This window comes from Chryseobacterium edaphi (assembly GCF_025628985.1).
GTDB classification, from domain to species: Bacteria; Bacteroidota; Bacteroidia; order Flavobacteriales; family Weeksellaceae; genus Chryseobacterium; species Chryseobacterium edaphi.
The window spans coordinates 580140-606012 of the sequence record NZ_JAOTEM010000002.1 but is presented as its reverse complement, the minus strand read 5'-3'; the positions used below and the strand labels follow the sequence as shown (position 1 = coordinate 606012).

Here is a 25873-nt window from a genome sequence, read left to right as displayed (position 1 = left end):
GCTTTGCGAAGCAAATTTATTTGCCTTCGCTTTTCTAAAAATTAAATCTTTGAATAATTAGATCTTTGCGTTAAAATTAATTATCCTTTAATTATCAAGAATACAAACTCAAATCAAATTTCAAAATATCTCCTACCCTTTTGAACTCATCATCAATAGTAGCGTTTACCGTAATTGTTTCGCTAGAAATAGGATGATTAAAAATCAATTGATGAGCATGAAGCGTCATTTTAGTAATACCAAATGTTTGAAGCAATAATTTATTTTGTTTGTTGCAACCATGTTTGCGACAGCCTAAAATCGGATGTAAAATATGTTTAAAATGTTTTCTCAACTGATGAAAACGTCCTGTTTCAGGAATCGCTTCTACCAAACAATATCTCGAAGTTTGATGCTTTAAAAATGGCAAATCAATTTCCGAAGTCTGCAGACGATGATAATAAGTGACTGCATTTTGTTTCACTTCATTTTCATTCATCAAATCATAATCAATTGTTTCTTCTTCCTTTGTCCAGCCGCGAAGGATGGCAATGTATTTCTTTTCTACTTCACGAGAGGCAAATTGATTACTCATTGTTTTCAGAGTTTCTTTATCTAACGTAAACAACAAAACGCCGGAAGTCTTTCTATCTAAACGATGTACAGGAAAAACTTTTTGCCCGATTTGCTTTCTCAGTTCCTGAATCGCATAAGTATCTGCTTCTCCGGAATAAAAAGATTTATGAACTAATAATCCGCTCGGTTTATTGATGGCAATAAGATGTTCGTCCTGATAAAGAATTTCTAACATGGGACAAAAGTAGAGGTTTTCTGATTATTCCTCAAACTTTAGATGTTCATTAAAAAATGGCAACATTTGATTTTCAATTCTTCCGTTTTCCTTGCTGACTTCACTTCCATGAGTTCCGATGTATACTTCCGCTTCATGTTTTATCTTCAACATTTCCAAAGTTTTACTGAAACTCAAGCAACTTGGCGGAATATGTTTTAGTTCGTCATTCCTTCCCCAATCGAATTTGATAGCTTTTAATTTTTTAAGATTTTCATAATGTGAAAATGGTAATTCTGAAGTAGAATTTTTCTTAAGCTCTTCCACAACAGAAGCATTTACAATCAATTGATTATCTTTAAAAGAAAATGGAAAATATGCGTAAAAAGGTGGCTTATTTTCATTTCCATTATAAGCTCTTGCGATGGCAAAAATAATATTTGTTCTTGCATTTTCGGGTTTTGCTAAGTCTTTGACATCTTTTATTTTATCTAAATCTTTATACAAATCGATTTCATTCAGAGCAAAATATTGAGCATCTAAAATTCCTGGTGACAAAGCATAAACTGAAGAAAAAACTTCGGGATGAAGAATTGCATTTCTCAAAGCTCCGTTTCCACCCATTGAATGACCAGAAATTCCTCGACTGTCTTTGTTAGCAATGGTTCTGTAATTTTTGTCAATAAAATTGACGAGTTCAACAGAAGTAAAATCTGACCAGTTTCCGGATGATTTTGAATTGGCATAAAAGCTTCCTTTGAAAACCGTACTTTGATCTGCCATCACAACAATTACAGGTTTTATCTTTTTTAAATAAATCGCACGATCTAAAATATGATTGATTTTATCGCTGCTCACCAACAAACTGTCACTCCAGAAAAAACCATGCAGATAATAAATAACCGGATATTTTTTAGATGATTTTTCATAATCCGGCGGAAGATAAACTGTAACTCTTCTTTTAGGATTTTCTAAGGTTTTATTCTCTAAGGTTTTTGCGGTAATATAAGTTGTGACAACTTTTCCTTCAGGAATATTTTGAGCCAACAAAAATTGACTGAATAAAATAAAAACTAAAATTAGAAAACCTGATTTTTTCATTGTGAAAATTTTAGATATTCAAATTTCGGCAAATTGTCTCAAAATAAGACAATAATGAAAGAATTATTTTAATATAAACTATTGGGCATTTTTCTGCTTCTAAACATTTAACATTTTCATACTCCCAGAGAGGGGAAAATTTCGGAGATTTTCTTTATTTTCGCCTGCAAATTTAAAACATGACAAAATTCTTTTTGACTTTATTTCTATCAGCTTTTTCATTATTAGCTTTTGCTCAAAATTCCGATTCACTTACTTTGGGAAAAAGTAATCGTGAATTTTTTATTAAAGGAGACCAGAAGTACAAATTTTCTGAATTCAAAAAAGTTTTCACCAATCCTGAAGCACTTTCTTACATGAAAAAATCCAATACAAATGGTACTGTTGCTCAGATATTCGGAGCGGTGGGAGGAGCTTTTGTAGGTTACGGATTGGTAAAAGAGATTACAAGAAACAAAACAGTTTATTACAACGGCGTTGCCATCAAGAAAAAAGAAAAAGGAGGATGGGGATTGATCGGAATTGGTTTGGGAGCAGTGGGAATCGGAATTCCTTTCGCTATAAGCAGTGGAAAAAATCTTAAAAAAGCAATGAAAACTCAGAATGAAGTCGATTCTAATGAAACTAAAAAAACAGCTTCATACAGATTAGACATCGGTGGAAGCGGTATTGGGTTGAGTTATAATTTCTAAAAATATATTGAAAAGCAGTTTTTTAACTGCTTTTTTTATGGATTTTCATGGATTTGGAATTCAAATTCATATTTTTGCAGTTCAGACGTAAAAAAAATTATGGCAAAGCAAGAAGATGTTTTCAAGAAAGTGATTTCTCACGCTAAAGAATATGGTTTTATTTTCCCTTCCAGTGAGATCTATGACGGTTTATCCGCTGTTTATGATTATGGACAGAATGGTGCAGAACTGAAAAACAATATCAAACAGTATTGGTGGAAAGCGATGGTACAGCTTAACGAAAATATTGTCGGTATCGATTCAGCAATTCTGATGCACCCTACAACTTGGAAAGCTTCGGGCCACGTTGATGCATTCAACGATCCTTTGATTGACAATAAAGATTCTAAAAAACGTTTCAGAGCAGATGTTTTGGTGGAAGATTATTGCTTAAAAATTGAGGAGAAAGAAAACAAAGAAATCGAAAAAGCAGCGAAAAGATTCGGTGAGTCTTTCGATAAAGATCAATTTGTTGCAACGAATCCGAAAATTTTAGAATACAGAACAAAAAGAGAAACAATACTTTCAAGATTAGCAAAATCTTTGGAAAATGAAGATTTGGCTGATGTAAAAGCTTTAATTGAAGAACTGGAAATTGCTGATCCTGACACCGGTTCAAGAAATTGGACGGAAGTAAGACAATTCAACTTGATGTTCGGAACGAAATTAGGTGCTTCTGCAGATTCTGCGATGGATCTTTATTTAAGACCTGAAACCGCTCAAGGTATCTTCGTGAATTTCTTAAACGTACAGAAAACTTCTCGTCACAAACTTCCATTTGGTATTGCACAAATTGGTAAAGCATTTAGAAATGAGATCGTTGCAAGACAATTCATCTTCAGAATGCGTGAATTTGAACAGATGGAAATGCAGTTTTTCGTAGCTCCGGGAACTGAACTTGAATTCTACGAACAGTGGAAACAAAAACGTCTGAACTGGCATTTGGCTCTTGGTTTAGGAAACGAAAATTACAGATTCCATGATCACGAAAAATTGGCGCATTATGCAAATGCTGCAGCTGATATTGAATTTAATTTTCCTTTTGGATTTAAAGAACTGGAAGGTATTCATTCAAGAACCGATTTCGATTTGAAGGCGCATGAGAAATTCTCAGGAAGAAAATTACAGTTCTTCGATCCTGAAAGAAATGAAAACTATGTTCCTTATGTTGTAGAAACTTCGGTTGGTTTAGACAGATTATTCCTTTCTTTATTCTCTCATTGCTTAAGAGATGAAGTTTTGGAAGACGGTTCGGAAAGAACGATTTTATCTTTACCTCCGGCTTTAGCTCCGATTAAAGCAGCAATTTTACCATTAATGAAGAGAGATGGTTTAGCTGAGTATGCTGAAAATATATTTAATGATTTGAAATATGATTTCAACTTATTTTACGAAGAAAAAGATGCGATCGGGAAACGTTACAGAAGACAGGATGCAATCGGAACGCCATATTGTATCACAGTAGATCACGATTCTCTTACAGATCACACCGTTACGATCAGAGATAGAGACACGATGAAGCAGGAAAGAGTTCCGGTTTCTGAATTGAGACGAATCATCGATGAAAAAACGAACTTCAGAAATTTACTTTCTAAAATATAAATTGAAAGCCTTGAGAAATCAGGGCTTTTTTATTGTTTAAAATTATCCTGTTGTTTTTTCTTGAAACAAAAGAACCAAAAGTTCAAGACTTGAAAACTCAAGCTAAAATTTCAAATAATTTCCTAAAATTTCCAAAACTCTGGCGGAAAGGTTAGTTAGTTTGTGTAACTACGATTTTAGCCGCCACTCAAACAGTGGAAATTTTTTCACGGAAATTCTTTGAAATTTCTTTACGCTCTCGATTTCTATGTCATTAGGATTAATTTTAAACAAAGCGGATTAAACTCGATCTAATTGAATAAATTTCATCAAAATCAATAATTAAAAATATTTTCATCAATATATTTGAAATATCCTTGAATTCACTATTTTTGGTTTTAAATAATAACTATGAAGAAAATATATATATTGCTTTTTGGGTTGACCCAAACTTTTGCTTATTCCCAAACTCAGGATCTGGCTTCTCTGGCTTCCGGTCAGAATATCGGCATGAACGCCCTCTTTGACACCAAAGAAAACCTTTACGGATACGTTTCTATGTACTCTTTGGGCAAAACAGACAAGAAAACTCAGAAATTCGAATACGTTATTTTAGATAAAAACCTCAACCCTGTTGCGAACAAAGAATTTGAAGCCGGGCTTTTGGTTTCCAACTATTTCGGGTATGTAGATTTTAAAGGACAAATTATTCTGCAGCCTTCAGATTTCAATTACCTGCAGGCTTTTTCAAAAGATGCTGCTTTGCCAGTGTCGATGATTATCAATCCTAGAACCAATACCGTCGCTCCAAAAGTGTATTATGATTATCTTGAAAACGGAACTTTTGTAGAAATCAATCAGCCGAAGAGCTTTAAAGAAGAAAGAAAAGAAAACCGCGCGGAAAAAAGAGATAAAGGATATAATTACGTTTCTTCTGTTGCTGAAATTAAAGAAGGTGGATTTATTGCTGTAGAATACAATGATTACGGAAGATACGTCAACAAAAACAGTCTGATCAAATTTGACGACAACAAAAAAGAAATCTGGAGATACAGCTACAATACGAATGGCGATAAAAAAGTTTTTTCTGATCTTACTATCTTAGACAAAGATGAAAAAAGCATCTACGGAATTTTAAGAAAAGTAAATGATGACGATAAAACATTTTCTCTCTTGGTTATTGATATGAAAACCGGCAAAGAACTTTCTAACAAACCTATTACAGGCCTTTCACCGGAAACAATCTACAATATCGACAATCTGTATTCCAGCGGAAGAAGAATGTCAAACGACAAATCTTTTGATGACAGAGTTTTATTGTTAGGCAGAAATTATGTTTCTAAAAAAGACAGAGGTTTTGCAAGATTTATGTTGGATAAAAACAGTTATAATATTGATCTTAAAGAATTAAATTACAAACCGGATCTTTCCAACCAGATTCCAAAACTGGATGCAGATGGCGGAGTAGAAAACGGATATTTTCTTCAGACAAAAGACGTGTATTTCTTAAGTGATGGAAGTGTGGGAATTTTATCTGAGAAATTTAAACCAGAAGGAAACTACAGCGCTCCAAAAACAACAGATTTGGTGTACATCAATACCGACAAAGATTTTAAAGTGAAAGACGTTCAGGTTTTTGAAAAAGAAAAAACAAGATGGGCAAATAACGATTATCTGTTTTCACAATATTTAAATAACGGAAAAGACGTCGTTTTTTTCTATCGTGATTACCAAAAAGATCAGGTGACAAAGGAAAAAAAATGGAATCTTTTCATCAACACCGTGATCAACGGAAAATTCAAACAGGAAATGATTCCTATTTCTGAAAAAGATAATTTTACGGTAACGCCTTATGTTGGGAAAGAGGGTTACATTTTGCTTCGTGAACTCAATGAAAAAGAGAAATATAATAAAATACGTTTAGAGAGACTTAATTACTGATAAAAACTAAAAGAATCCTGATTTGATCAGGATTCTTTGTTTTGGTAATAATCGGCAATGGTTTTGATTTCATCTAAGCTCAGATTCCACATAAAATTAAGGAACTGCTGATAACTTTCGCTCTGATTTTTCGGATCTACCCGATCTAAATATCGGTTTAAATTATAGTTTTTCCGGGCTTCATAAATTTTGACGAAACATTTTCCCAGCCAGCTTTTATAATATTGTTCCTCTTCCCCATCCTGTAAAAACTGCAGACTTGTATAAATTCCCAAACCATACTCTTCAGAATGATAGAAATTTGGAAGTGTTTCCATTCTTGCTATTTTCTCAAGAACTGCATAAGATTCAGATGCTTTTTCATCTGCCACTTCAATTTTTAATTCAGGAAATATCTTTTTTAAATTATTGATTCTCCTCGTCACTTCAGGATGTGATTTTAAGGAATCTTTGTTTAATTTTTCATTAAAATGATCATAATTGTACAAAGAGAAATCTTCTTTTGCGAGCCATTTATCTTTAAATTCCTGTTTTGGGAGATTAAAAAACTTCTTATACGTTTCCACTTTTAATTGTCGTGGCGAAATCGTGTCAAAATCCTCAAGCCTTTTCAGCGCATTGATGAATTCTGTCTTTTTAAAATCGCTGTTTTTAAACACGACATATCCCAACGAATCAGCTTCCATTTCCTGTTTTCGGTTTTTGGCACCTTTCTGGTAAATTCTGTTTTTCAAAACATCAAAAGCTCTTTGATTGCGGTTAATTTTAGTTGATTTAATATCCTGAACCACCAACTTATCCATCTGATCCTGATTGATCATACTCAGGAAAGCTTTCAGCGTGTGTTGTGTGATTTTATGTCCTAATTCGTGTGAAATTACTGAAGCCAATTGATCGTCATTATTCAACCAATTAAAAAGTCCCATATTGATCACAAAAGTTCCGTCTGCAAAACAGTATGCATTCGGAGTATTGTTTTTAGCAATAAGAATTTTCAAATTTTGCGGAATCTGAGGATTGTTTTTGCGCAATCGCTCGATCAGAATTTTCACCTTTACATCAAATATAGAATTGAATGTGAAGTCCTTATTTTTCACCTGATTTTCAAAATCTTTTCCTAATTCTTTATAGATTTTAGACAATTCGCTCCCTGCTTTTCCGGAATATTTTGTTTTTAAATCTTTAATTAAAACTTCATTGTTGGCTGAATAATTTTTTGCAAATTCTTTTCTTTGAGCATAATCTGCAGTATCGAGCGGTTTATACATCTGCGCAAGACAGATCGCAGAAGACATCAACAGCAAAAAGACAGTAAATTTTCTGATCATATATTGTATCACTTAACACAAAAATAATTCATTTCGAAGTACATTTATTACTTTCTCTTCAAAATTATTTTAAATTTGTTACAGATCGTTTATTATGACAGTTTTATTTTATTTCATTGCTTTTATTGTTGCTTTTGCAGCTTTGGTATATATTTTCGGCTATTCTTATCTGTTCAGTGGAATTTCAAAAACCTATCTCAAAGGTAAAATGAGCGCCAATATTGATGACGGAAAGTTTTTTCGGAGTAATGTCATTCATACGACTTCTCCAAAACTTTGGGAAGAACATCCTGATTTTAATCAAAAGGAATTGTCTAAAGAAATATCTGATGACTTATTACATTCTAACACCGCATCATTTTTAGTCATAAAAAACGGACAACTTCTCCACGAACAATATTTTAACGGCTATACTCCGCTCTCAAAGACCAACTCATTTTCTATGGCAAAAGCGGTCACCGTGATGCTTTTGGGGAAAGCCATTGAAGAAGGAAAAATAAAAAGTGCCGATGAAAAATTTTCTGATCTCTTTGATGAATTTAAAACTAAACCTTTCGGCAAAGATTTAACTTTAAAAAATTTAGCTCAAATGGAATCGGGTTTAGATTGGGCTGAAAACTATAAAAATCCTTTTCTACCGAATGCAAGAGCGTATTACGGGAAAAGTCTTGTGAAAGCATCTTTTTCAAGAAGATTCAAAGAGCAACCGGGAGAAAGATTTGAATATCAAAGTGGCTCAACGCAATTGTTAGGTTTTGCTTTAAAGAAATCGCTCAATCAAACTTTGTCAAGTTATTTATCTGAAAAATTCTGGATTCCTTTGGGAATGGAACAAAATGCAGAATGGAGCGTTGACGAAAGCGGAATGGAAAAAACATATTGCTGCATTCATTCTAACTCAAGAGATTTTGCGAAACTCGGACAGTTATTTCTAGATGACGGAAAAGTGGGTGAAGAGCAGATTTTAAATTTAGATTTCATTGAAAAAATGAAAACTCCGACCAAAAAATCAGATGAAATCTACGGAATGGGCTTTTGGATCAATAATGATAATCCTATTAAACATTATTACTTCCTTGGACTTCAAGGTCAATACATTATCATGATTCCAGAGCACAAAATGGTGATTGTGAGAACCGGAAGTTATAATAATTTACCTAAAACAGATCGTGGAAGACCGGATCAGGTGAAATTCTTAGTGAATGAAACAGTTAAGCATTTTGCTTAAAGATTGAGGTTGAAACATTTTTGAATCATTAAGTATCATTAAATGGTTAAGATATTTTGTAAGCGCAGAGCTAAATTCAGATTTATCTGAACCTTAAAAATATTAAAAACTAAAAGATCTTAATGTTACATTTTTAAATTGAGTTATGGAAAAATACAACCCTAAAGTTGATGAATATATTGAGAAATCTCAGGATTTTGCAAAGCCAATTTTAAATTACATCCGAGAAATCGTTCATGAATTTTGTCCCGAAACAGAAGAAGCCATTAAATGGAAGTTTCCGACGTTTATGTACAAAGGGAAAATTCTTTGTTCAATGGTTTCATTTAAACAGTACTGCAGCATGGGATTTTGGTTGCATGATGAAATGAAGACGCTGAAAAATCTTGAAACAGATGTTGAAAAAACCAATATGTTCAGTTTAGGAAAGATTACAAAACTGGAAGATCTTCCTTCAAAACCTCAGCTTAAAAAAATCATTCTTGAAGCGATGGAACTGACGGACATGGGCGTAAAACTCAAAAAAGCAGCTCCTACAAAGACGGAAATTGAAGTTCCTGATTACTTTCAAAATGCTTTAAATCAAAATAAAAAAGCCGCTGAAGTTTTTCAAAAAGCCTCACCATCTTTCAGGAAAGAATATATCAAGTGGACTATTGATGCCAAAACTGAAGTTACCCGAAATAAAAGAATCGAACAGGCTTTGGAATGGATTTCTGAGGGAAAAGGCAGAAACTGGAAGTATGAAAAAAAGTAATGGAGCTGGAAGTTGGGTGATGGAAGAAGGATGTTTACCGGCTTGAAAATGTTTTTTTAACTAAAATTTCTGTCTTGGCAAACCAATCTCATGCGCTTGCGGATAAGGTTTTCTTGAAGTCATGCTTACATCTTCCCGAACCAAACGGAGTGCATCATATTTTTTCTGCTCGTCATAAGCATATCGCGGATCCGGAATCATCGCCATTTTTGCCATTTTATGAATCGTAATCGTCGGAAAATGGTAATCAACTTCCACCGTTCCGAGCAAAAGATAACATCCGCCACCCTGAAAATCATATTCTTTCAAACTGTCCGGAAAGTGGGCTGTATCGAAATAATCTCCGTTGACATCGATCCATGTCCCAAAAAACATCGCTCCTTTTTTGGTAGGAACATGTTTTCTTGAAATCAAATACGCCAACATTTTCACCTGTTTTTTGTGAAATTTCAACAAATCTTTTACGAAAACAGAACCTCTGTACTTAGTCTCCAACAAATCAAACGGGCTGTATGTAGTAGGAAATCCGATGATTTCAAGCTCATCAAAAGCATCCTCGAATTTTTCTCTTTTGAGCTCAGGAAGTTTGTAATCCTGCACAGGTTCTTCTATGAGCATTAAATTTCTATTTTCAGGTTTAAAATTAATCAGCAAAAGTCTGGCTTCTATCAGTAATTCATTTTTCTGTTTTCCGGTAAATCTGAAAGCACCAATGAAAATAAGGATCTGAATGGTTTCAATGCCGATCGGAATACGTCTGATAAAGTCTTCTAAAGATTTATAGTCGCCATTGTTATCACGTTCTTCAGAGATCAATTGAGCAATTTTAGTTTCGAGGGACTGCAAAACCATAAAGCCCAGATAAATTTCTTTTTCTTTTAAAATTGTTTGAAATTCACTCGTATTAACGCAAGGATTCTGCACAATTGCTCCCGACATTCTCGCTTCGTGAATATAAACTTCCGTGCGGTAAAAACCACCCTGATTATTGATCACCGAGACCATAAATTCAAGAGGATAATATACTTTTAAATATAAACTCTGATAACTTTCCACTGCATAAGAAGCCGAGTGCGCTTTACAAAAAGAGTATCCTGCAAAAGATTCAATTTGTCTGAAAGCTTCTGCGGTCATCTGATCCGAATGTCCCTGTTTTTTACAAGATTCGAAAAAATTGGCTTTCACTTCATTCAGCTTTTGAATAGACCTTTCTTTTCCACTCATGGCTCGCCTCAGAATATCACCATCGGCATGAGTAAGTCCGCCAAAATATTGTGCAATCTTGATGACATCCTCCTGATACACCATGATTCCGTATGTTTCTTTCAGGTTTTTCTCAAATACGGGATGAAAATATTCAAACTGATTGGGATGATTGTGACGGAAAATATATTCACGCATCATTCCGCTTTGGGCAACACCGGGTCTGATAATGGAAGAAGCAGCCACCAAAATTCTATAGTTATCACATTTCAGCCTTCTCAACAAACCACGCATAGCGGGAGATTCAATATAAAAACATCCGATTGTTTTTCCTACGGCTAAATATTCATTACATAAAGCTTCATTTTTAGAAATAGAAGTGTTGCGAATATCGACCTCAATTCCTCTATTTTTTTTGATGAGTTGTACAGTGTCATTAATTGTTCCCAGACCACGCTGAGAAAGAATATCAAACTTTTCCAGTCCGATATCTTCAGCGACATTCATATCAAACTGGGCAATCGGAAATCCTTTTGGCGGCATTTCCAATGCAGTGTAGGTTGTAATAGGCTCTTCAGAAATCAAAATTCCACAAGCATGCATACTCCGTTGATTGGGAAATTTTTCCAGGAGTTTGCCGTACTCATAAACCTGCTTTACAATTTTATCTGAATGATGTTCACCAACTGATTTTGTAGCAAGAATATCCAATTCTTCTTTTGGTAAACCAAAAGCTTTTCCTACCTCACGAAATATCGACCGGTATTTAAATTGTACATTGGTTCCGCAGAAAGCCACGTATTCTTTTCCGTATTTATCAAAAATATATTCTAAAATGGCGTCCCTGTTTTGCCAGCTCCAATCCAGATCGAAATCGGGTGGCGAAGTTCGGTTGAGATTCAGGAATCGTTCAAAATAAAGATCCAGCTCTATCGGACAGATATCTGTAATTCCCAAACAGTAACTTACAATAGAATTGGCTCCGCTTCCACGTCCAACATGCATAAAACCCATTCTATTACTGTACTGAACGATATCCCAAGTAATAAGAAAGTATGCCGAAAATTTTAGTTCACCAATAACTTTAAGCTCTTTTTTAACTCTTTTTCTGGCAACCTCATCATGTGAACTATATCGTTTTTCTAACCCCTCATAAGCAAGCTTAGTCAAAAGTTCTATATCTTCTTCCTGAGATCCTAAGTAATATTTCTTGTTTTTATTTTCAGTGCTTCCGCGTTCTTTGTATGTAAATTCAAAACTGCATTCAGAGAGAATTTTTTTTGTGTTTTTAATGATTTCAGGATAATGCTCAAAGGATTTTATTAAATTTATTTCAGATCTTAAATATTCTGATTTTCTGCAAATATCCTCGTCAGAAAGTTTAGAAAGCAATGTATTTTGTTCGATGGCTCTCAAAATCCGGTGAAGATTATATTCTTTTTTGGTGCTGAAAGTTACGGGCTGCAGAATGACCATTTTATGGATCTTATCTTTAAATTCCGGGCGAATCAACAGATTTAATTCTTCTTCACGAATTCCTATAAACTCATTTTGTTTTAATGTTTCCGGAATATTTTCTATCGGATAAATGACAAACACATTTTTAAATTCCGATGCGATTTCAGAAAGCTCGGCTCCGTCACAATTATAAGCTGTGAGAATTTTATTGACTTCGCCTATTCCACTGAATTCTTTAGCAACAGCAATGTATAAAAGTTTATTTTCTTTCCTTACTTCAATACCTGCAATGGGTTTGATTCCTGCATCTTCGCATTCTTTTTTAAAATCATAAATAGCCGTTACTGTATTGATATCTGTGAGTACCAATTCTTTAATTCCCAATTCCTCAGCTTGCCTTACCAGTTCTTTGACTGATAAAGTTCCGTACCGAAGACTGTGAAAAGAATGACAATTAAGAAACATTTCATTAAAATTTAAAAATTATTTACCGAAATCAAATCCTGAAGCTCTGCCGACTGCATCTGCACCAAAACGGTTTTTTAAATAATCCATCGTCTGATAGAGATTCATCTGCTCTTCGGTATCTTCAAATAGATTCATCTGATGATTTCCGTGTACCAGATCGGTAAATCTTAACCCAATCAGACGGATTCGCATTCTTCGGGTATATAATTTATTAAAAAGCTCAAGCGCAACTCTGGATAAAGTGTGATCTGCAGAAGTATAAGCTACCCGGATCTGCTTTGTTTCTGTATCGAAATTGGCATAACGTATCTTTACCACAACGGTTGAAGTAATCCACTTTTCCTGCCTCAACTGATAAGCCAGTTTTTCTGCCATCCCTGTCAGAATTCTTTTCAAATCATGAATATCGATAGTATCTTTAGCAAAAGTTTTTTCTGTAGAAATCGATTTTCTTTCGGAATAAGGAACTACAGGATTCTCGTCAATCCCATTTGCCTTTTTCCAGAGTTCTTTTCCATTTAATCCGATCATTTGCTGAAGTACCAACACGGGCACTTCAGATAAAGTATGAATCGTACGGATGCCTATTCTTGAAAGAAGCTGAAACGTTTTGTCACCCACCATCGGTATTTTTTTTACCGATAACGGATTTAAAAATGGTTGAATCTCCAATTCTTTAATTTCCATTTTCCCTACTGGTTTCGATTCTCCTGTTCCAATTTTTGAAACCGTTTTGTTGGTAGATAACGCAAAGCTTATCGGAAGATGTGTTTCTTTGTAGATTGCGGAAACGATTTCTTGTGTCCATTGATAACAGCCAAAAAACTTATCCATTCCTGATAAATCGAGATAAAATTCGTCAATACTCGCTTTTTCCATGATCGGAACTTTTTCCTGGATGATTTCAGTTACGATGTGAGATAAATTAGAATAAAGTTCATAATCACCTTTAATAATTTTCGCTTCCGGGCAAAGTCTTAAAGCCATTCTGATCGGCATTGCAGAACGGACACCAAATTTTCGTGCTTCGTAGGAACATGAGGCAACAACTCCGCGGTCTCCCCCACCAATAATAAGAGGAATTCCGTTGAGTTCTTTGTTTTGTCGCCTTTCGCACGATACAAAAAAAGTATCCATATCCATATGAACAATTGCACGTTTCATTTTACAAAATTAGATACTATTTGTCCCAAAATGATTATATTTGTTGATACAATTTGTCCCAATGTCAATTTTTTCAGATAACATCAGGTTTTTAAGGGTTAAGAAAGATTTATCCCAACAAGGTTTTGCCGATAAGCTTAACCTAAGTCGTGATCGGTATTCAAAATATGAAAATGGTCGCTCTGAGCCTTCATATGATGTATTGATTAATATATCTAAACACTTTCATATCAGTATTGATCTGCTTTTAACCATAGACATCCGAAAATATCCTTTAGACGAAATTCTTCAGCTTCCGGATAACAGAATTGTACTTCCCATCGTCGTCGATCAATCGGGAAATAACAGCATTGAAATTATTCCCCAGAAAGCATCGATGGGATATTTATCGGGTTACACTGATCCGGAATACATAGAAAATTTACAACGGATATCATTACCTTTTCTGACTCATGGAAAATATCGGGCTTTTCCGGCGCAGGGAGATTCCATGCCTCCATTTAAGGATGGTTCTTATATCATTGGAAAGTATGTTGAGAATATTGAGGATTTAAAACCAAACAAAAGCTATATTTTCATCACACTGGATGATGGTATTACTTACAAAAGATTTAAGGCTAAAAAAGAAAATTTGATCACAGTAAGTGCCGACAATGAATTTTATGAGCCTTATGATATTGATTTAAAAAACATTGTTGAAATCTGGCAGTATGCATCCGGAATTTTTCCTGAAGAATTTGAAGCGGATCATCCTCAGAATTATAATGTGAAAGATCTTTTTTTGGAATTGAGAAAAGACATTAAAGATCTAAATCATAAAATTTTTGGAAATCAATAATATAATTCATTCTTATCATTATCTAATGGGTTAATCATTACATCCGGTGTGATATAATACCGAGTAATTTTTTAACTAAACTTATAGTTTAATTTTAGAAAATAATCGGATTCTCTTATAAAAAATTAATCTACTCTAGTAATCATAATTTTTTTCTGCTTTTAAAAAGATACGTCAGCTTTTGTCGTTATCAGTATTGATATTTGTATTCCTAAAATAAAAATTTAATTATGGATAAAATAACATTACAAAGAATCGAAAAACTGCATCCTTCTGTAAGAGACGAATTGAAAAAAATCATCAAAGAATGTGACGAAGCACTTACGGGAAAAGCAAAAGTAAGAATCACACAGGGGTTGCGGAGTTTTGAAGAACAGGAAAAACTGTACGCCATCGGGAGAATCACAAGCGGAAAGAAAGTCACCAATGCCAAAGCCGGGCAAAGCATTCACAATTATGGTCTTGCTGTAGATATTTGTATGATGATCGACGGAAAAACAGCGAGTTGGGACACGGTAAAAGACTGGGACAATGATCAGGTTGCTGATTGGTACGAATGTGTGAAAATTTTCGCAAAACACGGTTGGGACTGGGGCGGAAACTGGAAAACTTTCAAAGATCTCCCCCACTTTGAAAAGAAAAACATTTTAACGAAAAAAGGTTTAGTTAAGACAAGCTGGAGAACGCTTTTAAAGATGGAAAGAGATAAGGATGGTTATGTTGTCTTTTAAATATTATGTTAAATCAAATTTAAACACGTCAAGTTCTGTCGCACTCCGTTCCTACTTTTGCTTTACCAAAATAAAGTAGAAAAATGAAAAAAACAACCATTTTATCTTTGGACGGTGGCGGAATAAGAGGCATTATTACCTGCATTATTTTACGCTATATAGAAGAGCAATTGCAATATTATGATAAGCCAAATGCAAAGCTTGGAGATTATTTTGATCTGGTTGCCGGAAGCAGCACCGGAGCCTTGATTGCTTCTATTATCCTTTGTCCTGATGAACACCGAAAAGCAAAATATTCGATCCAGAAAGGATTGGAATTGTATGCTGAAAGAGGTGGTGACATATTCCAGGTTTCTTTTTGGGAGAGACTTGTCAATCCTTTCGGATTATTAAATGAAAAAATTTCTCAGGAAGCTCTTGAGAAAAACCTAAACGATTTCTTCGGAAAACTTGAATTAAAAGAATTAATAAAACCATGTCTAATAACAAGTTATGACATTGAAAATAGAAGAGCTAAACTTTTCAATTCCTGGAAAGCCAATTTGAGCACTGATAATTTTTATGTAAAAGACGTTTGTAGAGCGACTTCTGCAGCTCCGACATATTTTAGTCCGGTGCAGATTAAATCGATGTACGGACAGATTTTCAGTTTGATTGATGGCGGAATGTTTGCCAATAATCCCGGACTTTGTGCGTATGCTGAAGCAAGAAAAATTCCATTTGCAGAGGTTCTGAAAAATCATCAGAAGGCCAATCACCCAACAGTAAATGATATGATCGTCATTTCAATCGGAACAGGTATTGAATCAAAAAGTTATTCTTTCAGAAAAATGGAAAAAGCCGGAAAAATTGGCTGGGTCACTCCAATTATCGATATTTTGATGTCTGCAAATGCAGAAACGGTAGATTATCAGCTTTGTCAGATGTTTCAGACTTTAGGTTTAAGAAATCAAAAAAATTATTACCGATTAAACCCATCTTTAAAGAACGCATCTCCGGCAATGGATAATGTTTCAAGAAATAATATCGAAAATCTGATTCAGGCAGGATTGAGCTATATTGATGACAACAGGGAAGTTTTAAATCAGATTGTCCAGAAATTAATTAGGAATAAAATATAAGCGATTTCGCTTATAATCAGCCAACATAAGCTAATTACATTATATTTTAAATTATTAATTAAATATAAAACACGTCAAGTTTTGACGCTTATGAGAATTACTTTTGTCTTATCAATAAGAAAGCTAAAAACACAAAATTTTCAAAAAATAAAATAAAGGAATATTATATTACGACAAGTTTTGTCGCCTACCAAAACTATCTTTGGTAATAACAAAAAAACATCAAAGAACACAAAATTTTCCAAAAATAAAAATGAAAAAAATTTATATTACGACGAGTTTTGTCGCCTACCAAAACTATCTTTGGAGTAACAAAATAATCAAGAAAACATTAGTTAAATAAGCTTTCTTCATCTTTAAAATATCCAAACTAATTTAATTAATCATTAAAAATTTCAGTTAATAAAAAACTGAAACAGGATATCTCTTACCCAATTTTGAATATTAGTCTGCTAGCACTAACTATATATTATTAACCAATTAATTAACCTTAAAATTTTAAATTATGCCAAATTTAGTACAAGAACTAAACAGTTTAGATTTCAGCGTTTACATCGGAGGTCCGTTGCAGGCTGCTGTAAAAGCACAACACGATGCTTCAATTTCTCAAGTTAACTTTATCAAAGAAGTAGGTTTCACACCAGCGGTTGCAGCTTCGGGATCGGGCTCTACAGCGGTTGCTGCTTCTCCGGCTCAATTGAGATACGTGGATTTTAATTATCAAAAATCAATTCCAAATCCTTCATATGATCCGGCTGTAACGGGCTCAAAACCTTTCAATGAATCAAGTGTGAATCTGAAAGTTCCTTTTCTTACGATGCTTACAATTCCTGCTATCAGAATTGATGAAGTAACGATTGATTTTAATGCCAAATTAAATTCAGTAGAAACTCAGAACATTTCAAGTGAATTTGCAGGAAGCGCATCATTAAGCGCAAAGTTTTGGAAAGTTAAACTTAATGCAACTGCTTCATATAAAAAGACTACTTCAAGTACATCTACAACAGAAAAAACTTACACTTTGGGTGTACATGTGAAAGCTGTAAATGATGAATTACCTGCAGGTCTTTCCAGAATTTTAGATATGTTGGAAGACAGTATTGCTGCGATTTAATTTTATCTATTTATCGGATGGTTGTTTCGGCAGCCATCCTTTTCAAATATTTTTTACTAATACTTAAAAACACTTTATTATGCCAAAATTGAATGAATATTTGGGAGGTCTTGTTTCCGAGATCGCTTCTGCCAGAAAAATGGCAGATTTGCAAACCGTACAAATAGCACAAGAATATGCACAAGATGATCTACTAAAGCATTTTTCAATTCCCAGAATGAAAGTCAGCAGCGTAGATCTTACCGTTCCTTTCGCTCATTCAGGACTTGTTCCAAACATGAGTTTTAAAGAATTTGTTTATGATGAAATTACATCTGTCTCAAAAACAGATTATGATCCTTCAGATACAAAAAGTGATCAAAGTTTAAGAGATTTCTTATCCGCTTTAGAAATGGATTATAACAAAACCATATTGAGAAGCAAAATCACTGCAGCAGAAAACAGAGAAAAAGCAGAAGAATTGGGGATAAAGAGATCAGAAATGCAGGCAGCAGCTTATGACTACCCTATCAAAAAAGGAATTTTTGATGATTTTTCAAAAAGGATTATTTCTTTTTATGAATCGTTAGACAATGCAAGTTGGAATCAAACAGATTTTGAACTACTTTCTCTGAGTGTCCAAAACAGAATGATAAAAGAATATCAAAATACCATTAAAGAAGTTGCTACTCAGACAAGTCAAGTAGTTGTAGAAGCCAGCCAGCTAATGAAAATAGATCCTAAATATCTGATCTATGCTAAAATGAACATCACAGAGTCAGGAATGGAATGGTCGAGATATGAAGACATTAACGGAAAACCGGTAGAAACTCTAATCCCTGAATAATATGAAAAAATCACAATTTATTTTAGTAAGCCAATTAAAAGAAAAACTTCAAGAATTTCCGGATATCGTTTCATCTTTAGAAACCAAAGATCCTTATTTTATTGAAAAAACATTTTCCTGGTTAAAATCTGTAGAAGATGTTTTTTCTACAAATAATATCAGTGAAGTATCAGAAATGGCAGGTTTCAGAAGTAAAGTTCTGACTGCAAAATTCAGTGATGAAAGAGGAACAAATATTAAGAAAAATCAGATAAAAATTGCCGCCGGAAGTCTTTATAACATACAAAATACCGTACTGAATGTTTTGATGCCTTATGAACAAAGAATGAATGATTGCAGGGAGATGATCAAGCAACTATTAGTTTTAGCAGCACAAACAAAAAAACTGGAGTATAACAAAGAAATGAATTTTGATGATTTCATAAAAAGAGTATGGCAATATATCCTTTATGATGACAATCTGAGAGCCGGAGCCGTAAGATTGAAATCTGTACTTTCAGACATGGATATCACAATGCTTCTCGCTGATGAAATTGATCTTGAAGATTTTTCTTAAACCTCAAAAAATAACTCAAAAAACTTGAGTTATTTTTTTTTGCGTCAAGTTTTGTCGCTTCTCAATATTACCTTTGAAATATAAACAAAGACACAAAAAAAAATCATTAAAATCTTTTAAAGCTTTTGAATTCATCATTTGCAAATGCTGGACAGCCAAAATTATGTTCAAAATTCACTAAAACCTCAAAACAAAAAAACAATATGGAATCACCAGATCACAACACAGACCTCATCTTAGATAAAGATATCTACACCATCAATTGGAGCGATATTGAAAACATTGAAATCGACTACGATAATTATCTGAATGAAATTGAAAATTTCTTCCGGGAAGATTTTGAAAACGACATTCTTGAGGAAGATATTTTTTAAATAAAACTTTAAAACACGTCAAGTTTTGTCGCTCCTCCCCATTACTTTTGGAATATAAATAAAAACACAAAAAGTCATCACTTAAACTTTCACAAAAGCCTTTGAATTCACCATTCGCAAAATGCTGAACAGCCAGAAATATGTTCAAAAACCAACAACTAAAACCTTAAAATGACTTCTTTAATTAAAAATCATGGTGGATATCCTTTGCCGGAAACCACCTTAAAAAATAAGGCTGAAACTGAAATGATTCTAATAAAAAGAAACTTCGAATTTTAATCTTAAAAAATATATACAAATGAAATCAAAAGAAGAATTAAAAAAATATTTTGAAAATGGCGACAAGCCAACTCAAGAACAGTTTTGGGAATGGCAGGATTCCTATTGGCATAAAGATGAAAAATTAGAAAATACTATCCCATTATCGGGAACGGAGGCAGATAAGCCAGTAATAGGTGATATTGTTATTTTACCTGATTCAAGAAATGATATTTCAATCGGTTCAGAAAAAGGTAAAATAACTTTCAACACTTCAGGATTTATTAATTTAAGGAGTGAAGATAATGGCACAGTAGGTCAGATGCTGATTGCTTCAAGTGCTGCTTATCTTCAATATAACCCTGCTGTCGGTAGTGAAAAATCTATCGTTTTAAATGATGATGGTATTGCTATGAGAGGTTTGCAACAAGCAGGAGAAGGAAATCATAAACAACTAGTAATTGACCCAACAACTTCAACACTCGCTTTTAAAGATTTAGGTTCTATATATAAGGTAAAAGGCTCTGTAGCTGATATGGATACTCTTAATACTTTTACCGGAATGGTTGAAGGTGATGTCTATAATATAATTTCTACAGGAGAAAATTATGTTTATGTGAATAACGTAGAAGCTACAGGAAATGCAGGATGGGATAAATTATCTGGCATACATGATTTATCATCCTATGCAACTCAATTATATGTTGATGAGAAATTGGGTGCAGATGAAGGCGGAGTTTGGATTTTCCCAGTATAAAACACAAAATAATAGATTATGAAATTTAGAGAAATTATAGTAAAAAGTATAAATATCGAAGCTGATAATTATATAAACGTAAATGATGAAGTTAAATCATTTGAACCACTAGATATTTATTTAGTTCCTAAGCAAAACGGCTCTCATGACCGATATGTTACAGATGAAGAAGGTATTGTTTCAAAACAAGATGGTGGCAGTCTCTCAACTGATAACTTAAATGATGTAGTTGTAAGAGGAAACAGCACTACTAAAAACGAAATCATACTTGCATCCAATAAAGGTAGAGCCGCGGCAATTGGATTCAATGAAACCACATATGGTTATCATTTTGGCGATATGAATACCGCTCATACAGGTAGTAATAATGTGGGAATTGGCTACAACACATTAAACAATATCACTTCAGGTGCTAGTAATACAACAGTAGGAAATTTCACTTTATCATCTCTTACAGAAGGCAGTAATAATACTACATTAGGATATGCAGCTGGATATCAATTAACTAAAGCATCTGCAAATGTATTTTTAGGTCATTATAGCGGTTTCAATTTGAAAACTGAAATAAGCGAGTCTGATTTAGCGACTTTCTCTCCGGCAGCTGCAGCTTATATGAAAGAACAACCAGGTCTTTCAGGATATAACGGAACTACATTTAATACCTCATTAAATACATATGTCGGCGGAGCTATTAATGGTAATACCAGTGGACCTACAAGAGCAGCTATGTCTACCATCATAGGAGCTTCTACTTTGAATAATGTAATGTACAGAAACTTTAACAATATCGTTATTGGAGCCGGAAATTATATGAAAACTGCCAACTCAATAATGTATAATTCAATCATTATTGGAAACAGTATCAATTTGCCTAATCAAATTGACGCTCTTGCAATTGGTTTAAACAGATCAAGAAGAATTAATGCCCAAGAAGCAATCATCTACGGAGAATTACCAAACAATAGATTATTAATCAATGCTCCACTTACCATTCCCGCACAATATATGCCTAATGCACAAGGTGACGCTGCATTCACAAAAAATCTTGTTGCAAAACCCGACGGAACTTTTGGCTGGGAAGAAAAGTCTAATTCTGAAGGAATTCCTTTAACCGGAACTCAAATTGGAAAACCCGTTTCTGGTAAAATTGAATTTTCTACGACCGCGTCCATAGAAAGTGGTACAGCAGTAATGAGAGTCGATAATGGATATATTTCATTTAAATCAGGATCAAGCAATAACATTACAGTAAACCCAAATCAAGTTTTCATCAGACAAGGAACAGAAAAATACATCAATATGTCTAATGAACTTGATAAAATAATTATTGGTTCCACAGGTTCAGGTGTAGATGGAGCAAACTATTATGGAGATAGTTACGAAGAAAATTCATTTGTTCAAAAAAAATACATTGACCAAAAATCCTCTTATTCTCATAGTGAAGAAACCACCGGAGGTCAGTGGATTGACGGCAAACCTATTTATAAAAAAACAGTCAAATTCGATACAATTCCTACTAATGGCGAAATTGATCTTACGCCTCATTTTCACGATGTAGAAACAATTGTTTCAAATCAAATGTTTACAGAATGGTATCATATGGATGTAGCATTTGCCGGTAATCAATATAGAAGTAAAGCATTTATCACTTTACAACCAGAAATGGCTAAAATTGAATATGTTCCAAACATCGATTACGATTACTCTTTGATTAATTCGTTTACGCTAACCCTTGAGTACACTAAAAAAACTCTTTAATAAATTTAAAATAAATAAAATGGCAACAGAAAATAAAAAAAACAATACAGAGCAAACTCTTTTCAGATTTGTAAGTTTAAGAAATCCTCAATTAACAGAAACTAAAGCTAAAAACCTTGGATTTATCCACAGACAAGTTGAAGCTAAAGGATTTTTTGACGATAAATTAACTAATATCACAGATCAGTCAGCAAATGCTAAGTTTAGTGAGTTAGAAAAATACGTAGGTGAATTTGTAGAAACATCAAATGTCTTTACCAATGAAAGCGAACTTGAAACTGATTTTCCGAACTTATTAAAAGCTGGGAGAAAAATTTCTAAAAGAGAAGTACTTAATGATGATGATATTCTTGAAATATCTTTAAGGTACAATCTGTTATTTACTAATAATACAGACGGTTATGAGTCATTAAAAATGTTGTGGGACAATTTGATTTATCAGATTCTAACTCAAAAAGATTTCTATATAAAAGAGTCCATTATTCATATTCTCAAAGCTCTTCATTATGGATACGCAAAAACACTATCTGCAACTGAAGAAATGGTGAAAATCAATGGGGATGATCTTCTAAGAAAATCTTTAGAAGGTAAAGTTGTTCTGCCTGTTTCGCTTTTTGGTGACGGAAGCGGTACTGAAAGCTCAACATCAACTACAGCTGGTAATCCTTTTCAGGTAAATGTATCCAACATTGGTGAAGGAATAATTAACGGAACTCAATTATCTGTAGCAACTCAGCAACAATTAAAAGTTGAAGGAGAAAAAATTTCTGAATTATCATTTCTTGAATTAGAAAAAAATGAGTTTGTACAACTTAAATCAGAATTAGAAAAAATTCAGAAAGCATTTTACAAACTAAGAGCAAAACAATATGATGCGGCATACAAAGATTACCAAGATCTTTATCAAGCAACTTTGGACGAATATAATATTGCTCTTGAACGAATTGACGCTCAAATTCATGAGGGCATGAGTCAGGAAGAAATTGATGCTTTATATGCTGAATTAGGCGAACTCAATGTTCCTCCATTCAAATTTGATTATAAAAACGAATTAAATTTTGAAGATCTCAAATCTAAACTTTCACAAGAACTATTTACTCTATTTATTGAAAATTTCACCATTGTAAATAATGGCAGTCCTGTAGAAAAAGACTTAGATTATTCACAAATTGAAATTGTATCGGATAAAGAACTTCTTATAAATGAAATTTCTGTTTCAATTACTGAGGACTATGATACATTTCCAGAAGTATTTGAGAAACTAGATGATGAAATTAAATTTAAAACCCAAAAATTATTTGCAAAATCACCCGCTACAGGACAGGAATTTGCAAAAATTGGAAACGTTCTTGTTCCAGTAAATAAAACTACCTATACAGAAATTTCCGGTACATATTATTTAAAGGTAATTACTAAAAGGGTTCTTATCCTTCCTAACAACTATCTGACATTTTTTTATAACACTGATAATTCTTCCTTAGGATTGCTTTCAGCCTCTTTAGAAATGACAGGAAATGGTCAAGGTATTTATAAAAACATTCCTTCAATCGATGTTGTAGATGGTAAGGTAATCTTCCCTTTAATTATAGGCTATTTAAAAAGTGTTTCTAAAGTAAAAATTACATTATACTTTAAAAATGGTGAATACACTACAATTGAACAAGATAACGTAGTCTCAGATCAAACATATACCGGAAGATTTGCTTTTAGAACAAAAGTTGATGATGATATTGACGAAACCCCCGGTGGTGGAACCGAAAATCCTGGTGAAGGTGGCGGAAGTGGGAATCCCGGAGGAACAACAAATCCACAAACAGGAAGCTTTACTCGTAAAAACTTTGGTATAAAAAGATTGGGTGTTGCAGATTATATGAAAGTGGTGCAAAGTACTCATGCATACGTTCCGGGAGAAGTTACTCATATTGAGAACATCATGGCAAAAGAATTTAAGCAAAAATCTTCCCGAAAACTCAGAAGAAGTGAAATACAAACAACAACTTCAAAATCTACAGAAAGAGAAAACCTAAACGATACTACTTCAACCACAAGAAATGATATGCAATCTGAAGTAGCAAATATTATCCAGCAAGATATTAGTGCTGAAGCACATTTCAGATACGGTGGCGGTAAAACAGTACCCTATGAAATTGGAGGAAGCTTTGCAACAAATAATTCAAAAGAAAACAGTACCCGTCAAGCTATTGCAAAATCTCAGGAAATTACTGAAAAAGCAACAGAAAGACTCCTTACAAAAGTTGCGGAGGAGAGAATTGAAAAAATTATTGAAGAGTTTGAGGAGAATAACGCACATGGCTATGATAACCGAGAAGGAGATAAACATGTTGTAGGAGTTTACAGATGGGTTGACAAAAAAATGAAAAATCAGATTTACAATTATGGTATCCGTACCATGTTTGAGTTTATGATTCCTGAACCGGCAAAGCTTCACCGTTTAGCAACCTTTGCCACAAGAGAAACAATTAAAGAACCTGTAGATCCTAGAAAAGCATCATCTCCTAATACTATGCCAGATGCAAAATCTGCTAATGAAATATTATTAAAATATTGGGCAGATTATTATGGAGTTACCCTAACTCCACTTCCTCAGGCTTCGAAAATGATTGTAGAAAATAAAACAGAAGGAGGAATTGGTAATGGTACCCGAACAGCAAGTTTTGTTATTCCTCAAGATTATTCATGTGAAAGAATTGAAGGACCAGTACATTGTGAAAGCGGAAAGAAATTGCTTAAAAACACAAAGATTTGGATATATCACCCCATAAATGGAGGCGAGATTCACTATTCTAAAAACAAAGACAGTGATTTAAGTCCTGTCACAGGTTTAAATATTACAAATACATTAAATCTAAATATAAAAGGTAATGATTTGGCTAGTGTTACAATTCAACTTAGGATGTACTTGAAACTTTCTAACGATTTTATCAATGCTTGGAAGCAAGAGAATTTCGAAGCCATTATTAAAGCCTATGAAACTGCTTACCAAGATTTCTTAGCAAAACAAAAAGAAGCAGATGAAAAAGCGAAAGAAGAGGAAGCGGAAAATAAAGAAAAAATGTCCAATTTCTATCGTGATATGGAACGTGTAATCATCAAACACAACTGTATTGCCTACTTACTTCAAGATTATCTGAACAATAAAACTCTTGGTAACACTGAACTTACAAATAAGGCTCAAGCTATGAAGGATTTCAGTATCATTCTTGACGAAAACCTTGATCAATACACCGCTTTAGCTAAGTTTCTGGAGCAAGCATTTGAATGGACAATTATGGATTATACATTCTATCCATACTATTGGGCAAGCCGTGACGAATGGCAGAACATGTATTTATCAGAAAGCACAGATCCTTTATTCAGAAGCTTTTTACAGGCAGGGATGGCAAGAGTTGTTGTAACTGTAAATCCGGGATTTGAAGATGCTGTACAATTCTTCATGGCAACCGGAAAAGTTTGGAATGGTGGTGAAATTCCTGTAATCGGAGATCCAATGTATATGAGTATTGTTGATGAAATGCGTGAGCCTTTAGGTAAAAAACAGGGTAAAGCTTGGATTACAACCTTACCAACATCTCTCAATATTTTGCAGAAAGATTCTGTAGGATTAATAACAACTACAGCCTTACCATTTTCTGAAGAAAACCCCGAAGAATTTGAAGTTCCTTCAGATGTCGTAACTGATGATTCAGATTTTCAACCCAACAACAATCTTTTAGGAGTAAAATCTGATGACACTTCTGAAAAAATCATTTCTGGAGATTGGGATTAAATCATTTAACTTAAAAAAACAACA

Annotated in this window: 20 protein-coding genes; 15 read left to right on the top strand and 5 right to left on the bottom strand. The window is 33.7% G+C overall.

What is annotated here, in order from left to right; all coding sequences use genetic code 11:
• Nucleotides 1–94: 94 nt before the first annotated feature.
• Both NZ698_RS11070 and NZ698_RS11065 read right to left on the bottom strand, forming a co-directional pair.
• Nucleotides 95–790, bottom strand: coding sequence for a pseudouridine synthase (locus NZ698_RS11070; protein WP_263003168.1), 696 nt, complete (start codon nucleotides 788–790; stop codon nucleotides 95–97).
• A 24-nt stretch (nucleotides 791–814) separates the two neighbouring features.
• Nucleotides 815–1870 (bottom strand): alpha/beta hydrolase, encoded by a 1056-nt coding sequence (locus tag NZ698_RS11065; RefSeq protein WP_263003167.1) that lies wholly within the window; start codon nucleotides 1868–1870, stop codon nucleotides 815–817.
• A gap of 179 nt (nucleotides 1871–2049) precedes the next feature.
• Between NZ698_RS11065 and NZ698_RS11060 the strand changes: the two genes are divergently transcribed.
• The 3 genes from NZ698_RS11060 to NZ698_RS11050 all read left to right on the top strand — a co-directional run bounded on the left by NZ698_RS11060 (nucleotide 2050) and on the right by NZ698_RS11050 (nucleotide 6123).
• Entirely contained in the window at nucleotides 2050–2562 is a 513-nt protein-coding gene (locus NZ698_RS11060; RefSeq protein WP_263003166.1) for a hypothetical protein, read from the top strand.
• 99 nt (nucleotides 2563–2661) lie between these two features.
• The gene (locus NZ698_RS11055; RefSeq protein ID WP_263003165.1) at nucleotides 2662–4203 is read left to right on the top strand and encodes a glycine--tRNA ligase; all 1542 of its coding nucleotides are present in this window, start codon (nucleotides 2662–2664) and stop codon (nucleotides 4201–4203) included.
• 390 nt (nucleotides 4204–4593) lie between these two features.
• On the top strand, nucleotides 4594–6123 hold the full coding sequence (locus tag NZ698_RS11050) for a hypothetical protein (RefSeq protein WP_263003164.1): 1530 nt from the start codon (nucleotides 4594–4596) through the stop codon (nucleotides 6121–6123).
• A gap of 26 nt (nucleotides 6124–6149) precedes the next feature.
• Here the strand turns inward: NZ698_RS11050 and NZ698_RS11045 are convergent, their stop codons facing one another.
• Nucleotides 6150–7451, bottom strand: coding sequence for a M48 family metalloprotease (locus tag NZ698_RS11045; protein WP_263003163.1), 1302 nt, complete (start codon nucleotides 7449–7451; stop codon nucleotides 6150–6152).
• A gap of 94 nt (nucleotides 7452–7545) precedes the next feature.
• Between NZ698_RS11045 and NZ698_RS11040 the strand changes: the two genes are divergently transcribed.
• Together NZ698_RS11040 and NZ698_RS11035 are read left to right on the top strand one after the other, a co-directional pair.
• A complete protein-coding gene (locus tag NZ698_RS11040; protein WP_263003162.1) occupies nucleotides 7546–8679 on the top strand; it encodes a serine hydrolase domain-containing protein in 1134 nt (377 codons plus the stop codon).
• 145 nt (nucleotides 8680–8824) lie between these two features.
• Complete coding sequence (locus tag NZ698_RS11035; protein ID WP_263003161.1) at nucleotides 8825–9436, top strand: YdeI/OmpD-associated family protein; 612 nt, start codon at nucleotides 8825–8827, stop codon at nucleotides 9434–9436.
• A 60-nt stretch (nucleotides 9437–9496) separates the two neighbouring features.
• On the opposite strand, the gene NZ698_RS11030 is transcribed toward NZ698_RS11035, so the two are convergent.
• Nucleotides 9497–12562, bottom strand: a complete 3066-nt coding sequence (locus NZ698_RS11030; protein WP_263003160.1) for a DNA polymerase III subunit alpha — start codon at nucleotides 12560–12562, stop codon at nucleotides 9497–9499.
• Nucleotides 12563–12580: 18 nt separating this feature from the next.
• The gene (gene dinB, locus NZ698_RS11025; protein WP_263003159.1) at nucleotides 12581–13729 is read right to left on the bottom strand and encodes a DNA polymerase IV; all 1149 of its coding nucleotides are present in this window, start codon (nucleotides 13727–13729) and stop codon (nucleotides 12581–12583) included.
• 61 nt (nucleotides 13730–13790) lie between these two features.
• Between dinB and NZ698_RS11020 the strand changes: the two genes are divergently transcribed.
• The 10 genes from NZ698_RS11020 (at nucleotide 13791) to NZ698_RS10975 (ending at nucleotide 25849) form a co-directional block, all read left to right on the top strand.
• Nucleotides 13791–14567: an XRE family transcriptional regulator gene (locus NZ698_RS11020; RefSeq protein ID WP_263003158.1), complete on the top strand. Its 777-nt coding sequence runs from the start codon at nucleotides 13791–13793 to the stop codon at nucleotides 14565–14567.
• A gap of 230 nt (nucleotides 14568–14797) precedes the next feature.
• Nucleotides 14798–15298, top strand: coding sequence for a M15 family metallopeptidase (locus NZ698_RS11015; RefSeq protein WP_263003157.1), 501 nt, complete (start codon nucleotides 14798–14800; stop codon nucleotides 15296–15298).
• A gap of 83 nt (nucleotides 15299–15381) precedes the next feature.
• Complete coding sequence (locus tag NZ698_RS11010; protein WP_263003156.1) at nucleotides 15382–16419, top strand: patatin-like phospholipase family protein; 1038 nt, start codon at nucleotides 15382–15384, stop codon at nucleotides 16417–16419.
• Between the two features lie 505 nt (nucleotides 16420–16924).
• Entirely contained in the window at nucleotides 16925–17533 is a 609-nt protein-coding gene (locus NZ698_RS11005; protein WP_263003155.1) for a DUF2589 domain-containing protein, read from the top strand.
• A 79-nt stretch (nucleotides 17534–17612) separates the two neighbouring features.
• A complete protein-coding gene (locus NZ698_RS11000) occupies nucleotides 17613–18359 on the top strand; it encodes a hypothetical protein (protein WP_263003154.1) in 747 nt (248 codons plus the stop codon).
• A gap of 1 nt (nucleotide 18360) precedes the next feature.
• Nucleotides 18361–18915: a hypothetical protein gene (locus tag NZ698_RS10995; protein ID WP_263003153.1), complete on the top strand. Its 555-nt coding sequence runs from the start codon at nucleotides 18361–18363 to the stop codon at nucleotides 18913–18915.
• A 203-nt stretch (nucleotides 18916–19118) separates the two neighbouring features.
• Nucleotides 19119–19289, top strand: coding sequence for a hypothetical protein (locus NZ698_RS10990; RefSeq protein WP_263003152.1), 171 nt, complete (start codon nucleotides 19119–19121; stop codon nucleotides 19287–19289).
• 298 nt (nucleotides 19290–19587) lie between these two features.
• A complete protein-coding gene (locus NZ698_RS10985; RefSeq protein WP_263003151.1) occupies nucleotides 19588–20304 on the top strand; it encodes a hypothetical protein in 717 nt (238 codons plus the stop codon).
• An 18-nt stretch (nucleotides 20305–20322) separates the two neighbouring features.
• Entirely contained in the window at nucleotides 20323–22062 is a 1740-nt protein-coding gene (locus NZ698_RS10980) for a hypothetical protein (protein WP_263003150.1), read from the top strand.
• A gap of 19 nt (nucleotides 22063–22081) precedes the next feature.
• Nucleotides 22082–25849, top strand: coding sequence for a hypothetical protein (locus NZ698_RS10975; RefSeq protein WP_263003149.1), 3768 nt, complete (start codon nucleotides 22082–22084; stop codon nucleotides 25847–25849).
• Nucleotides 25850–25873 lie beyond the last annotated feature (24 nt).